The sequence below is a fragment of the Rheinheimera salexigens genome (assembly GCF_001752395.1).
Lineage (GTDB): Bacteria > Pseudomonadota > Gammaproteobacteria > Enterobacterales > Alteromonadaceae > Alishewanella > Alishewanella salexigens.
The window spans coordinates 612,560-627,449 of the sequence record NZ_MKEK01000001.1 but is presented as its reverse complement, the minus strand read 5'-3'; the positions used below and the strand labels follow the sequence as shown (position 1 = coordinate 627,449).

Sequence of the window (14,890 nt, the reverse complement as noted above, 5' to 3'; positions counted from 1 at the left end):
ATAAATAGTTTTGGTGTTGCACAGAGCCAAGAACGGTTAAAATTGCGGCTAAATGTATTGGCAATGCGTCATATCTGGTAGACATCATTTCTGGCTTATCGCACACTGCTTCCCTAGCTAGGTATAAGGTAAAACGATGAAATTAAACTGTGATTTAGGCGAAAGTTTCGGTAGTTGGCAAATGGGCTTAGATGCCAAGGCTATGCCGCATATCGATATGGCGAATATTGCCTGTGGTTTTCATGCGGGTGATGCCGATGTGATGGCCAGCACTTTGCAATTAGCCAAGCAACATAACGTTACCATTGGCGCTCATCCTGCCTATCCTGACTTACAAGGTTTTGGTCGGCGCAGCATGGCGTTATCCCATGCTGAAATTGTTCATATGATGCATTATCAAATAGCGGCTTTAGATGGCATGGCCAAAACAGCAGGCTTAACCTTAGAATATGTTAAACCGCACGGTGCCTTATATAACGATATGATGAGCAAGCCCAACGTATTTACTGCTGTCCTCGCAGCGATAGCTGAATATTATCAACCGTTAAAATTAATGATATTAGCGACTGCTGAGCAAGATCATTATCGGCAATTAGCCGAGCAAGCGGGTGTTACGCTATTGTTTGAAGCCTTTGCCGATCGCCGCTATACCGATGACGGTAAATTAACACCACGTAGCCAAGCCGGTGCTGTGTTATCTGAAACCGAGATGCTGCAACAAGTACAGCAACTGGTGCAATCTGGCACTGTGACTACACAATCGGGTAATAGGTTAGCGCTGCAAGCAGACACGCTTTGTGTCCATGGCGATAACCCAGCAGCGATTTTGCAAATAGCAAAAATTCGCGAGCTGTTAGCATGAATGGGTCATTGGTATGAGTAAGTCGCCGTATCAATTAGAGATTGCCGGTGAAAATGCATTAATTCTGTATTTTCAGCAACAAATGGCAGCAGAAATATCAGGCCAAGTGCAGTTGGCTAGCCAACAAATTCGCCAAGCTCTTGGTGACGATTTGATTGATATTCTGCCCTCTTACGCTTCAATTTTAATTGTCTTCAATGCTTTGCAGACCAACCATCTTTTAGTTAGTAGTAAAATAAAAAACTGTTTACAGCAGCAAGCAAACGCGAGTATTAGCAGCGGTAAATTAGTTGAGTTACCGGTATATTACAGTGAAGAAAGTGGACCTGATTTACGCTTAATTGCCGACACCAAGCAGATTAGCGTGGCTGAGGTTATTCAGCGCCACCAAGCAGTGATATATCGCGTTTATGCTATTGGTTTTGCCCCTGGTTTTGCTTATTTGGGTGAAGTTGATCCTATACTGCAAATGCCGCGTTTAAGCTCTCCTCGGGCCAAAGTGCCTAAAGGCGCGGTAGCCATTGCTGATAGACAAACCGCCGTGTATCCAGCGATGTCCCCTGGTGGCTGGAACTTAATAGGTTTATGCCCTAGCCCAATGTTTAACCCTGATGCTACCCCCGCTATGCCCGTTGCAGTGGGTGACGAAGTGCAATTTGTGGCCATTGATAAAGCAGAATTTTTACGATTAGGCGGTGAATTATGAGTAGTATGAGTAATTTTACCGTGCTATCTGCCGGCATACTAAGTTTACTGCAAGATCGCGGACGTTTTGGCCAAAGTGAGCTTGGCCTAACTAATGGTGGCCCAGTTGATGCCTATTCAGCTGATATTGCTAATGCGTTGTTAGACAATGACAGCAATGCCACTTTAATTGAATGCAGTGTCGGCGGTTTGCAGTTACAAGCCAATTGCGCCAGCTACATTGCCATTACCGGTGCTGAACTTAGCGTGAGTATTAACGGCCAAGACGCGCCAATGTGGACTACATTAGCCATTAGTGCCGGCGATATTATTGAATTAGGCATGGTAACAGCCGGCTTGCGCGCTTATGTCGCCGTAGCCCAAGGTTTTAATGTTCAACCACAATTTACTAGCACTGCTACGGTGTTAAGAGAGAAAGTTGGTGGTTTAAACGGTGATAAATTACAAGCCGGCGATACGTTAGCAGTAACCAGCGTTAGCAGCTGCATGAAGCGTAGTTTAGCGACCGAGCATAGACGGAAATTTAATAACACCTTAACCCTGCGCTTAATTGAAGGCTATCAAGCTAAGCAGTTTATAGCCACTGAACGGCAACGCTTTTACTTACATCCTTATACTGTTACACCACAGTCTGATCGAATGGGTTATAAGCTTAAAGGCAGCGCTATTCAGTGCCAACAGCAGAGTTTATTATCCGAGGGTATTTGTTACGGTGCCGTACAGATACCACCGGATGGCCAGCCGATAGTGCTGTTAAATGATCGGCAAACCTTAGGCGGTTATCCGAAAATTGGCTCAGTGTTATCTTTAGATTGCGCTTTATTAGCCCAAGCTAGCCCGGGTACCCAAGTATACTTTACGCCGATTTCTATCGAGCAAGCACATAATGCACTTTGTTTAGCCGACGTGTATTTTAAAAGCATTACTCAGCAATGGACACTGTCATAAATGATAACAGCCGGTCAGGATTACTTGGCGTTAAGCCAAAAAATAGAAAGCTTATTAGTACGGCAAAATTTACGCGGTATGGCGAAATTACAGCCCCTGCTTAGACCGGGCTATATTTTACGTGCCGCACGATTAATTAATCAATGCCGTGGCACAGTGTTAATTGGTACCGGTTTTCCGGTACTGGATACATTTGAAACCGACGGTCCAGTTGGCGCTATAGCCTTATATCAGCTGCTACAACAGCTTGGTGCTTCGCCGATTATTGTTTGTGGCGATCCGCTATTTAGCCAGTTATCGGCTGATTATCGCTGCTATCAACTTAAGGTTAACCAATCTCAGGAATTACCTGCTATTGCCAACCAAGCTTTGGCCGAATTAGCACCGCAATTGATTATCTCCATAGAGCGTCCGGGATTTAACAACCAGAAGCGCTATAGTAATATGCGTGGCGAAGATATTTCTGCCCGTTGCGCCAGTTTTGATGACTTTTTAAATCTAGCCACTTGCCCAACTATAGGTATTGGTGATGGTGGTAATGAAATTGGCATGGGAAATCTCAAGCAGGCATTAGCACAACTTGATATTATTCCGGCGGTAACTGAATGTGATGAGTTAATTGTCGCCGATGTGTCCAATTGGGCGGCATGGGGACTGGCCGCTATGGTATCGGTGCTGCGCAATCAAGATATGCTACAAGATGCTGATCCATTAGCTATTTTGCAGTATTTATCGGCTAAAGGTAGTGTTGATGGCGTGACACGGTTAAATACTATTACTGAAGATAGCTTGCCGCATACAGAAGGCTTAACTTTGATCAATGATTTACGCGCGCTGCTTTCTACAGTGAACTTAGCTGCGGATAGAGCTTAGAACCAAGTTGCCCACGCCAACACGCCGTAAATACATCCCTGTAGGCTCCTTTTCGCCCATCCGGGGCTGCAAGGGTTAGCTTAGGGCGAATCGGTTCACGCGTTTAGCCATAAACAACTTATAACTTACAACTAACTTATAACGACTAGCTTTTAATACGAGAATAGCAATGACAACAGTGTACTTAAATGGTGACTTTATCCCGGCCGAACAGGCAAAGATCTCTCCAATGGATCGCGGTTTTTTGTTTGGCGATGGTATTTATGAAGTAATTCCAAGCTACAGTGGCCGCTTTGTCGGTTTTGCCCCCCATATCGATCGGATGCATAGTGGTTTGGGTCAGCTATCAATTGATCCTCAGCTAAGCCATGAAAAATGGCAACATATTGCCGAGCAGTTAGTGGCCGATAATAAAGCCGAGCTAGGTGATAATCTTGGAGTATATTTTCAAGTTAGTCGTGGTACCGATACTAAACGCGGTCATGCTTTTCCGACTAATGTTGCGCCGACTGTTTTTGGCTTTGTGTTTGCTATTCCGCCAGAGCCGGTAGCCGATAAAGCCAAAGCGACTATTTATAATGTGGTTACCGGCCAAGACTTACGCTGGCAGCGTTGTAATATTAAATCGACCTCATTATTAGGTAACGTGCTGCATTATCAGCAAGGTGCTGAGCAAGGCGCACAAGAAATCTTGTTATTTGATAAACAAGGTAACTTAACCGAAGGCGCAGCAGTTAACGTGTTTGTAATCAAAGATGGTGTTATCGCCACCCCACCTTTAAGCACTAAGTTACTGCCAGGTATTACCCGGCAAATACTGTTAGCTATTTTAGCAAAGCATAGTGATATTGAAGTGCAAGAACGCGATATTAGTGAAGCAGAAGTATTAGCGGCAGATGAAATTTGGATAACCAGTTCAAGTAAAGAAATTGCACCGGTGCTAACCGTTAACAATAACCCTGTCGGCGATGGCCAAGTGGGTGATGTTTGGCTAGCAGCCCAGCAGTTATTTAGCAGCCATAAATTCGATTACTAAGCTTGCTCCTTATAAACTTTTAGACTTTTCTAAAATATAAAAATGCTGCCTATATGGCAGCATTTTTTATTGTAACGCATCCAGCCTGAAACAATTTAATTTACATTATGTTATTATTTTGCTACCTTTTTAAAACATAATTTAGCCGGAGCCAATATGCGCAATTTATCTCTCTGGCAAAAGCCATTGCTATTAATCGCAGTCGCTTTTAGTGCCGTATTATTTATTGTTTTATCACAACAGGTTAATGCAGATATGTTCGGATGGTTAAAGAAAACTGAACTGGAGTTATCCCCAGAAATTAAAGGTGTTGTCACTCAAGATGGTAAGCCTGTAGCGGGTGCAAAAGTACTGCGTCTTTTAACTTACAGTGATAAAGAGTTTAACGATAGCACCACTACTGATGAGCATGGTCGTTTTTATTTACCGACTAAAAAAGTCAAACTGAAAGTTTCCCCAATGTTTGATACTTGGGCTTCACAAATATTAGAAGTGGAGTATGCCGATAAAAAAATTGAAATTTGGTCTGCTGGGGCAACTAGCGTATTAGATTACGATAGTATCAAACAACTACTTTCCGGCATTAAGTGTGAACTTTCGGCTCCAGTAATAAGGTTAGGAATACCAAGACAAAGCCCAGAGTCCCCCCTACTTTGGATGGTTAGCTCGTGTGATTTTGAGCAAGATTATGTCATACATGAAAAGGAATTGAATTAATGAAAGAGTTAACTCCATTGATGGCCGCCTCATTGGCTGATGCTGTGTACTCCTTAAAAGTAAGTGGTAAAGAAAATCAGTTTTCCCAAGCTTTACCTCCCAGCGTTAAAAATAATTTCGATTTTGATTTAGCAAACCACCGTGTTACAGGTGTATCAGGCGGTATCACTTCTAGGCTACTAAATCGCAGGACTGGCTTTGCCGCTATAGGTAAAGGTAAATCTACATTTTCTGGTGATCATGTTGTAGCAATACGCGGTACAGATGGGCTTCGCGATATTATTACAGACTTACATATCGGCCTCACAGGAGGCGAGAACAATTCACTGGTACACGCTGGTTTTAATAAAGTATTTCAGAGTATTAAACCAGCTTTAGAGAAAAGTCTTACGCCTTTGTTAACTACAAATGGTCGTGGCACTGTACATTGTGTTGGTCATAGCCTAGGTGGAGCACTAGCACACATCACCGCAGATTGGGTTAAGCGTCGATATAAAAATCGCGTTTGTTTATATACTTTTGGCTCGCCACGAGTAGGTTTAGATGGTTTTTCAATTAAAACATCGGGCAGTATTGATAAAATTTTTCGCTGTACTCATGCTAGTGATCCTGTACCGTTAATACCACTGTGGCCTTTTATGCATGCTCCGTATAAATCTCCAGAAATTTTACTTAGCTCTGCTCCGGGCATACGTGCTTCGGGCCATAGCATGGGAGTAAATGGCGCTCCAGGCTATCTAAATACAGCTAATAGCAATGACTGGGGGGCATTGCAAAAAAAATCGACAGATCTATTCAAAGAAATTGATCTAAAATATCCAGACCGTCATCAGGTTACGTTTACCACTTATTGGTCTAACCGCCTTAACTACGCGTTAATCACCCTACTTAAAAAAGCGGGCCTATTAGCTTTGGTCACAGCTCAGGCCGGTATTGGCACTTTCTTAACTTTTTATGACATGCTCGCCTCATCAGTAGAGAAGATAGCAAAACTGTCAGGAGAATTAGCCGAACAAACCCGCGGGCTGCTAGGGCACATGCTAGTGTTTGCCGGTAAAGCTGGGGTTAAAGTTGCTGACTTATCTTACCGTTTTATCCGTTGGGTATTTGAGGTTACGGTTGGTGCTTTAATGCGTATGGCTAGACAAGCTTTAGATTACATTAACTAAGACTTTTGAAGCCTACTTTTTGTATTAGCTTGCTTTTTCATACATTTACAATGTAAGCGAATGTGTTTATGTCGCAATTTTTTTCTCAGGTAAAAGTAAATTATTTTAATAACAGCTGCTTCATTACCTTTCTATTTATTATTTTATTACAGCCAGTAAGCGCGGATATGTTGGGTTGGTTAAAAAGTTACGATGTACATCTTAGCCCTGAAATCAAGGGTAAAATTATGCTCAATGGTAAACCATTGGCTGGTGTAACTATCTACCGGAGTATGGATTATCATCATGAATACGTAGATTCAACTATTAGTCTAGATGATGGTGCATTCAACTTGCCTATGAAAAACATTAAATCCAGATTGCCTGGTAACAAGCTGGATCAAAGTACACTACGCTTAGTTATTTCGACGGAGTATCTAGGTAAAGAATATTTAATCTGGTACTCCACTACGCCTAGCATTGAACCCCACCAGAGTTATATTGAAAAACTGGCAGAGGTAAATTGTGATTTAACTAGCCCAGAATTAATACATGAATTTATCAATTATGAGTACCCTAATTTCCCTCATTCCGTACACAGTATTTGCCGATGGCAATAGCATTTATAAAAAAGGGACTGTAACTAATTTCACTAACTTTTTTTAGTTTATAAATCCGAGCGTGAATTTGCTAAGTATTATATTATGGCTAGCTATAGCTGCTTGAAATTAATAAGGACTTTTACGCTATGAAAACTTTCTCTCGAGCATTCTTATTTCTTTGCTTAATAGCATTATTAACTATCACTAACACTAGTGAAAGTCAGGCACAAGAAACAGCTGAAGCTAAAACTGCAGCAACAGTTTTACGCATAGGCGTTAAAGACGCCCCACCTTTTGTCATGTATGACGGCACCCGCTATACCGGTTTATCTATTGATTTATGGCATGAAATTGCTGATGAACATGGTTGGCAGTTTGAGTATCATCCTTATGACTTAACCGAATTACTCGATGCGGCATCGAACGCTGAAATTGATGTTGGCATAGGTGCTATTACCGCAACTGCGCAGCGGGCAATAAAAATGGACTTTACCCATATCATTTTAAGCTCAGGCTTATCAGTTGCCGTACGCAGTGAATGGGCTTCTGGTTGGATGGCGGTGTTATCAGCATTAGCCTCAGCGGCTTTTTTAAAAATCATTACGCTGCTTGTGTTAGTGCTTTTAGCAGTTGGCTTTCTTGTATGGTTGCTTGAGCGCAAAAAGAACCAAGAGCAATTTGGCGGTAGCACAGCGCAAGGCTTATTTTCCGGTTTTTGGTGGGCCATGGTAACGATGACAACAGTAGGCTACGGAGATGTGGCGCCTCGTACCGTGGGCGGTCGTTTATTAGGTTTAGTCTGGATGCTTACCGCTTTATTGATCGTGTCGTTTTTTACCGCGTCTATTACTAGTGCTTTAACCGTGGGTCAGTTAAGTAATAAATTAAGTAGTGCTGATGATCTTAGAGGGATGAATATTGCCAGCCTAGGTGGCAGTACTAGTGCATTATGGTTAGAAAGTCGGAAATTAAACTACGACCAAGCAACCGATTTAAGCCAAGCTTTGCAGCAATTAAAAGACGGTAAAGTGGATGCGGTTATTTATGATGAACCGTTATTACGCTGGACCATTAATCAGCAATTTGCGGGGAAATTACAAGTGCTACCGATCACCCTCGCCCGTCAGGATTATGTGTTTATATTGCCTGATAATAGTGCGCTACGTGAAAAGATAAACACTAGTTTATTAAATAAAATTAATTCGCCTGACTGGCCACGCCGCGTAACCAGCTACTTTGATGGTAATCAATAGGCATTAATGCGGTTATGTTTTTGGCTAAGCTAACACTAGCTAGACCTTAAAAATATAACCGCGCTTATAACAGCTATACATCAGAATATAAGATAACGCTAAAAAGCTTAAGGCAAAGGCGAGTGAGCCATTATAGTCACCGAATAAGGGCTGATAGATGGTGTTATACAACCAGCTGTGTAATGAGCTTTCACCTATGCTAATCATACCTAAAGCCCGCGCAGCAACACCGGCAAACATAAAAAATAAAATAGCGTTAGCACCAAACACAATAAAAGGTGCACTCCACAACCGATATCTTTTAATATCACATAACCAAATACAAGCCGCTAAGGCTAAGGCACAGTAACCGCTGCTGAGTAATACAAAACTAGGGGTCCACAAGCTTTTATTAATTGGCAAACCATAATGCCAAAATTCAGCTATCCACACCGCGACAACGCCAAATAAGGCTAAGCCACGCACTTTAGCCACTAAGGTGCGATCTGCTTGCAACCACTGAGCAATTAATAAACCACTGATACAACTAACAATAGCCGGCAAGGTTGACCAAAGCCCTTCAGGGTCAAAAGCAAAGGGGGTGGCACTGCGATAATAAACGTGGCTGGCGCCCAATATCGTATGATCTAGCCAAGCCGCAAAACTATTACCAAACTCAAACAAACCAACAAACTCTGTACCATATTCAGATTGATATGGCAGTTTATACATTGCCGCTAAATAAATGATAGTAAGCCCAATAGCCGCAAAAATTCGACCGCGAGTGCCGCAATATAAAGCGATTACTAAGCTAAAAAAATACACCACAGCGATGCGTTGCAGTACGCCAAATGCTCGCAATGTCATAAGCTTTTGTTCAATATAGCTATAATTAACATCGCGAAAATTATAGTAAAACAGCACTAAAAACAGCCCTAAAACATATAACTTGGCGCTACGTATAAGGCCCTGCTTTAATTGCTCGATTTTATTAAATGCTGAATTGGTTAAGGTGGGCTTGGCTAAACTCAGCTGGATGGAAATACCGACTATGACAATAAAAAAGGGAAAAATTAGATCGGTAACGGTCCAACCATGCCATTCTGCATGTCGCAGCGGCGCATAAACATAGCTCCAACTGCCCGGGTTATTGACTAAAATCATTGCGGTTATGGTTAGGCCGCGTAATACATCTAGCGCCAGCATACGATGGCCAGGTAACTGGGCAAGAATATGTTGGCAGTGCCGCCTAACCATAGCGAGCATTAGTGCTGACTCATTTTTACACTGACCGGTAGTTGACCACCGGCTTTAATTTGTCCTAGCAATACTTGAGCTAATGCTTGGTAAGTGGCGTTACCGGCATCGATACTAGTAGGATCTTCAGCAGTGTTGTAGGCATAAGTGGCTAAGACTAAATCCGCATACTGGCCATAATCACTAATATCATAAGGTGCCCGTAAACTGATATAAACATGCGGTTTATTGGCTGCTACCACTTTAGGTAAAAGCAGCTCAAATATAGTTTTTTGCCGCTGATAAGCCGCGGCTATGGTTCTTATTCCCGTCATATCGTCCATACCGCCAATGTCGGCTAAGCTTTGCATCGGTGAAATAAAGCCGCTAATAACCACATCTGCTTTAGCAATTTTCGCCGCCACATCGCTAATATCAGTTTGCTGTAAGCTTATAATATCAATCGTTAATGCCGCTTTGCTGTAATAGGCCAAGCTAGCAGCCAATGCCGATGCTTTAGCTTGATCTGGCATAATTAATAATAACTTTTGCTGCTTTTTGATAATCAACTGTTCATCGTTCGCTGCGTCAGTATGTGGTGGCTTAACTTGAGTTATGGCCGCTTGGGCTAAGGCAAGCTCACTGGCTCTATGTTGTAGGCTACCTAAAGCCGCAGTAGCTTGTTGCACTTGCTCTGAAACAGAATTAGCTTTTGGTAACAACGGATATTGCTGCTTTAACTTAATAATACGCTGATAAGATGCCGCCAATTCCGCTTTAGGAATAATGTTATCCGCTACCGCTTGGCTTAACTGCTCTAATAAAGCAGCTAACGCGGGCAACTCTGCCGGTTGTTGTAATTTCACTGGCATTAGGGCGATATCGGCGCCAGCTGAAAATGTTTGGATTACCGCTTCGGTATGAGTGAAAAACTTACTAATACCGGCCATATCTAAGGCATCGGTAACAATAACGCCGTTATACCCTAACTCTTGGCGTAATACACCGTGCAAAATTTTACGTGATAAAGTCGCGGGCTTTATCATGACCTCACCTTGTTTAGACACAAAAGTGCTGTCATCTAATGCTGGAAATTGAATATGTGCCGTCATAATCATGCCAGGGTTTTGCTGCTGAATAATGTGCTGATACGGGTATAAGTCCACTTGGCGTATTTGCTCGGCACTATGTTCCACTATCGGCAAGCCTAAGTGGCTATCTACTGCTGTATCGCCATGACCAGGAAAGTGTTTAAGGGCGGCAATCATGCCTTGCTGTTGCATGGCTTGGGTCATTGCAGCGCCTAGCTCGGCGACTTGGTGCGGATCTTCGGAAAACGCGCGAACGTTAATAACCGGATTATCAGGGTTAACGTTTACATCTACCGTGGGCGCAAAGTTAACATTAATACCGAGTGGCAATAATTCTGCGGCTAATACTTTGCCCACTTCAGAAGCAAAGCGAGTGCCATGCTCTGCATACGTGGCACCTATAGCCATATTACCGCTAAAAGACGTGGCTAGTGAACGCGGTAATCGAGCAACACGGCCACCCTCTTGGTCAATACCAATAAATAATGGTTGCTGTAATGGTGAGCTGGTGGCGGCTTGTTGTAAGTCGCGATTGAGCTGCACAATTTGCTGAATATTATCTAAGTTTTCGGCAAATAAAATTATGCCGCCAATATCATAATCGCGGATCAGCTTTGCTAGCTCTGGCGGCAACTTGGTCATAGGGGTTTTACAACGCCCAGCAGCGACGGGCTTTTCGCAATAATAGCGTAAATCTAGCATTAACTTTTGACCCAGCATTTGTTTAACACTGGCCGCTGGGATCTTGTTGCTATGGCTGTTTGGCATGGTTTTAGTTAACTCGCTGTTATTATTCATACCATTACCTACCACAGCAGCCGCCATTAAACTTGAGCTGAACAGCAGCGTCGTTAATATCGTTAATGTCTGTAGACATGACTTTTTTACCTCGATCCGAAATTTGGCCACTTTGGCATCCTATGATTTTGACAAACGCTAACTGCAGTACAACAAAAATAATTTATTCATTCAAGCTAAATCAAAATGAATACTTTACTCCAATATAAGACATTATGGTAAGGTTAGCCTATTGATAATTTTTACTGAGTGTTAACCATGCAACTAACCTTGTTAGATTGGGGGGTGTTTGTTGGCTACTTCGCCATTTTGGCCTGTGCTGGCTGGTATTTTAATCGTAAAAAATCCACCGATAGTAACGACTATTTTTTAGGTGGTAATAACATGCCAGTCTGGGTAGTGGCTATTTCAGTATTAGCGACTTCGCAATCTGCTGCTACTTTTTTAGGTGGCCCCGACATGGGCTTTCGTGGCAATTTAACTTATTTAGCCACTAATATTGGCGCTATTATAGCGGCTATTCTAGTGATTAAATTTTTATTACCGCGCTACTACCAATATAAAGTTACCACCGTTTATGAATTGTTAGAACAACGCTTTGGCGCGACGGCTAAAAACCATGCCGGTAAAATGTATTTATTTGGCCGAGTGTTTGCCAGCGGCGCCCGCTTGTATATGGCGGCAATCGCTGTGGCAATGTTGCTATTTGGTAATATTGATGCCAGCAGTGTGATATCGGCCGTTATCTTACTGGCGGTTATTGGCTTAGCCTGTACCGTAGTTGGTGGTATTCGCTCGGTTATTTATACCGATGCGCTGCAATGTGCGGTTTATGTTAGTGCCGCATTATTAGTTTTAGGCTATTTATACACTAGCCTAGGCTTAGATTTAAGCACCTTGCACCAAGCACTTAGCCAGCCAATTGAAGGCGGCGATTCTAAGTTATTACTGTTTGATTGGCGCTTAGATACCAGCTCTGCTGGCGTATTTAATATGGCCTCAGCCTTAACCGGTTTTATTTTATTAAACATAGCCGCCTTTGGTATGGATCAGGATATGACTCAGCGAGTACTTACCTGTAAAGACAGTAAATCTGGCGCTAAAGCATTATTAAGCTCGGTATTTATGGTAATACCGGTGATGTTAATTTTTATTTTAATTGGCTTTTTACTCTATATCTTTTATCAACGGCCTGATTTATATCAACCCACTCAGCAATTTGCCGATAGTTTTGCCGGTGAAAAAGTCACTGTGTTTATGTACTACGTGTTAAATGAAATGCCTTCTGGTTTACGCGGCTTAGTGATTGTTGGCGTGATTGCCGCTGCCCTATCGACTATCACGTCAGGCTTAAACTCTATGTCTTCAGTGTTAGTCGCCGATATGTATAAACCGTGGAAGCTGGCGAAACAACCTGCTACACCGGCCAAACACTTTGTAAAAGCCGGTCAGTTTGGCATGTTATTTACCGCTGTTACCTTATCTTTAATGGCGATATTGTGTTTTTATTGGCAGCAATATTCCGATATGCCGCTACTGGCATTTGCCCTAAGCGTGATGGTGTTTTCTTACAGCGGTTTATTAGGCGTGTTTTTTACTGCGCTATTTAGTCACCGTGGTAATAGCGTTTCGGTAACCGCGGCATTAATTGCTGGCTTTATGGTGACGTTATTATTTCAACCTTATATATTACAACTTATAAGCCCTCGTTTAGCAGGGCTAGACATTGGTTTTACTTGGCAGTTGTGTATTGGCACGGTAGTGGCCACGTTAGTCTGCTTAAGTGGTAAGCCAGTTAACTCTAATGTTAGAGCACAGCTAGTAGGTAACTAATATGTGGTTGTTAGCAATTGATGGCGGTGGCTGTAAAACTTTAGCCCGCTTAACTAATATAGACACTGGCCAACAGTGGCAACATAAAGCCGGGGCGGCGTCGTTAACTAACGATTACGCCTTAGCGATAGCGAATATTAAGCAGTTAATTACTCAGTTATGCCAAGAGTCGGGGGCTTTACCCTGCCAAATTACTGCTGTGATGGGCTTAGCAGGTGCTGGTAATCCGCAACAGCAGCAACAAGCTGTAGCCGATTTAGCGCCTTTATTCCAGCAATTGCTGATCACAACCGATGCCCGCACCTCTTTGTATGGTGCTAACTTAGGCCAACCTGTAGTCGTGGTTGCTTTAGGCACAGGCTCTGTTGCCATGCGTTTACATGCTGATGGCCAAGAGCATCAAGTCGGTGGTTGGGGCTTTAATATTGGTGATGAAGCCGGAGGTGCTTGGCTGGGTAAAATTGCCATGCGTAAATTGCTATGGCATGTCGATAGTACAGCCGGTATTCAAAGCCCGCTTTTACAGGCTATTGCGGCGAAAACCGCAGCCACCCCAGAATTATTATTACCTTGGTTAAAAACAGCCACTGCAACCGACTATGCCCAATTAGCACCTTTAGTATTTGAGTATCAAAAACAATGTGGTATTGCCCAACAGCTGTTAATTCAGCATGGCCAAGCTGTTAGCAAGCTTATTTACGCTTGCCGTGAAGATACCAACTTACCTGTCATGTTATTAGGCGGTTTAGCTAACATTAGTAAGCCACTATTAAGACAATCAGAACAAGATTTATTTCAGCCAGCACGAGGCGACTCGGTTGATGGCGCTCATATTTTGGCAACGCAATTATATAATCGCACAACTTTACGCAAGGATTTGCCATGACCAATCCACAACAGGATTCTTTATTACAACAACTGGAAAAAATGTCTTCAGAGTCTCGTCATCCTGATACTTGGGATCTTGATCAATTATCCAGTTTAGACATTGTTAAAAAAATTAATCAACAAGATCAAACCGTCGCCACTTCCGTCGCTGCTTGCTTAGAACAAGTCGCGATTGTTACCGATAAAATTGTTGACGCCTTTCAACAAGGTGGTCGCTTAGTGTATTTAGGGGCCGGCACCAGTGGTCGCTTAGGTATATTAGATGCGGTTGAATGTCCGCCCACTTATAGCGTACCGGCGTCACAAGTGGTGGCCTTAATTGCCGGTGGTGATAATGCGGTATATAAAGCGGTTGAAGGCGCCGAAGATAATCCTGACTTAGCGGTAACTGACTTAAAAAATATCGATTTTAATAAGCATGATATTTTAGTTGGCATCGCAGCCAGTGGTCGTACGCCTTATGTGTTAGGGGGCCTAGCCTATGCTCGCTCTATAGGCGCTTATACCGCTGCGATTAGCTGTAATGCCGATGCTGCTGTACTAGCCGCCGCAGATTGTGGCATTTGCGCTGTAGTAGGTGCTGAAGTGGTTACTGGCTCTACGCGGATGAAAGCCGGTACAGCCCAGAAAATGATTTTAAATATGTTAACTACGGCTGCTATGGTGCGCTGTGGCAAAGTATATCAAAACTTGATGGTCGATTTACATGCCAGCAATGAAAAGCTAGAAGCCCGCGCAGTACGAATTGTTATGCAAGCTACCGACTGCCCAGCTGATACCGCACGTCATGCTCTCATTGCGGCGAATAACAGTGCCAAATTAGCTATTTTGCATATTTTAACCGGCGACGATATCAGTCGTTGTCAGCAAAAGTTGCAGCTAAATGGCGATTCAATTCGTCAAGCATTAACGGCGTAAGCA

General features: G+C 42.9%; 14 protein-coding genes. 12 read left to right on the top strand and 2 right to left on the bottom strand.

Translation table 11 applies throughout. The features are described from left to right. Positions 1-136: 136 nt before the first annotated feature. The 9 genes from BI198_RS03120 to BI198_RS03080 all read left to right on the top strand — a co-directional run bounded on the left by BI198_RS03120 (position 137) and on the right by BI198_RS03080 (position 8,144). Positions 137-862 (top strand): 5-oxoprolinase subunit PxpA, encoded by a 726-nt coding sequence (locus BI198_RS03120; protein ID WP_070048239.1) that lies wholly within the window; start codon positions 137-139, stop codon positions 860-862. Between the two features lie 13 nt (positions 863-875). Further along, positions 876-1,568 carry a 5-oxoprolinase subunit PxpB gene (gene pxpB / locus BI198_RS03115; RefSeq protein ID WP_070048238.1) on the top strand — a complete coding sequence of 231 codons (693 nt, stop codon included), beginning with the start codon at positions 876-878 and terminating at the stop codon, positions 1,566-1,568. Further along, on the top strand, positions 1,565-2,515 hold the full coding sequence (locus tag BI198_RS03110) for a 5-oxoprolinase subunit C family protein (RefSeq protein ID WP_235605213.1): 951 nt from the start codon (positions 1,565-1,567) through the stop codon (positions 2,513-2,515). Before pxpB ends, BI198_RS03110 begins: the two co-directional genes overlap by 4 nt. Next, positions 2,516-3,388, top strand: coding sequence for a DUF4392 domain-containing protein (locus BI198_RS03105; protein ID WP_070048237.1), 873 nt, complete (start codon positions 2,516-2,518; stop codon positions 3,386-3,388). Positions 3,389-3,557: 169 nt separating this feature from the next. Beyond that, a complete protein-coding gene (locus BI198_RS03100; protein ID WP_070048236.1) occupies positions 3,558-4,424 on the top strand; it encodes a D-amino acid aminotransferase in 867 nt (288 codons plus the stop codon). Positions 4,425-4,580: 156 nt separating this feature from the next. Further along, the gene (locus tag BI198_RS03095; protein WP_070048235.1) at positions 4,581-5,141 is read left to right on the top strand and encodes a carboxypeptidase-like regulatory domain-containing protein; all 561 of its coding nucleotides are present in this window, start codon (positions 4,581-4,583) and stop codon (positions 5,139-5,141) included. After that, on the top strand, positions 5,141-6,310 hold the full coding sequence (locus BI198_RS03090) for a lipase family protein (RefSeq protein WP_070048234.1): 1,170 nt from the start codon (positions 5,141-5,143) through the stop codon (positions 6,308-6,310). Before BI198_RS03095 ends, BI198_RS03090 begins: the two co-directional genes overlap by 1 nt. Positions 6,311-6,378: 68 nt before the next feature. Then, the gene (locus BI198_RS03085) at positions 6,379-6,909 is read left to right on the top strand and encodes a DUF6795 domain-containing protein (protein WP_235605210.1); all 531 of its coding nucleotides are present in this window, start codon (positions 6,379-6,381) and stop codon (positions 6,907-6,909) included. A gap of 128 nt (positions 6,910-7,037) precedes the next feature. Then, a complete protein-coding gene (locus BI198_RS03080) occupies positions 7,038-8,144 on the top strand; it encodes a transporter substrate-binding domain-containing protein (protein WP_070048233.1) in 1,107 nt (368 codons plus the stop codon). 39 nt (positions 8,145-8,183) lie between these two features. Here BI198_RS03080 and BI198_RS03075 read toward each other — a convergent pair whose 3' ends face one another. Then, positions 8,184-9,389, bottom strand: a complete 1,206-nt coding sequence (locus tag BI198_RS03075; protein ID WP_201243386.1) for an acyltransferase family protein — start codon at positions 9,387-9,389, stop codon at positions 8,184-8,186. Continuing rightward, positions 9,389-11,248 (bottom strand): beta-N-acetylhexosaminidase, encoded by a 1,860-nt coding sequence (gene nagZ, locus BI198_RS03070; protein ID WP_235605208.1) that lies wholly within the window; start codon positions 11,246-11,248, stop codon positions 9,389-9,391. Before nagZ ends, BI198_RS03075 begins: the two co-directional genes overlap by 1 nt. A 258-nt stretch (positions 11,249-11,506) precedes the next feature. Here nagZ and BI198_RS03065 point away from each other — a divergent pair, with 258 nt between their 5' ends. From BI198_RS03065 to murQ, 3 genes are read left to right on the top strand one after another with little or no spacing between them, the layout of a single operon-like run. Then, positions 11,507-13,081 (top strand): sodium:solute symporter, encoded by a 1,575-nt coding sequence (locus BI198_RS03065; RefSeq protein ID WP_070048232.1) that lies wholly within the window; start codon positions 11,507-11,509, stop codon positions 13,079-13,081. A gap of 1 nt (position 13,082) precedes the next feature. Beyond that, the gene (locus tag BI198_RS03060; protein ID WP_070048231.1) at positions 13,083-13,967 is read left to right on the top strand and encodes a BadF/BadG/BcrA/BcrD ATPase family protein; all 885 of its coding nucleotides are present in this window, start codon (positions 13,083-13,085) and stop codon (positions 13,965-13,967) included. Then, positions 13,964-14,887, top strand: coding sequence for an N-acetylmuramic acid 6-phosphate etherase (gene murQ, locus BI198_RS03055; RefSeq protein WP_070048230.1), 924 nt, complete (start codon positions 13,964-13,966; stop codon positions 14,885-14,887). Before BI198_RS03060 ends, murQ begins: the two co-directional genes overlap by 4 nt. Positions 14,888-14,890 lie beyond the last annotated feature (3 nt).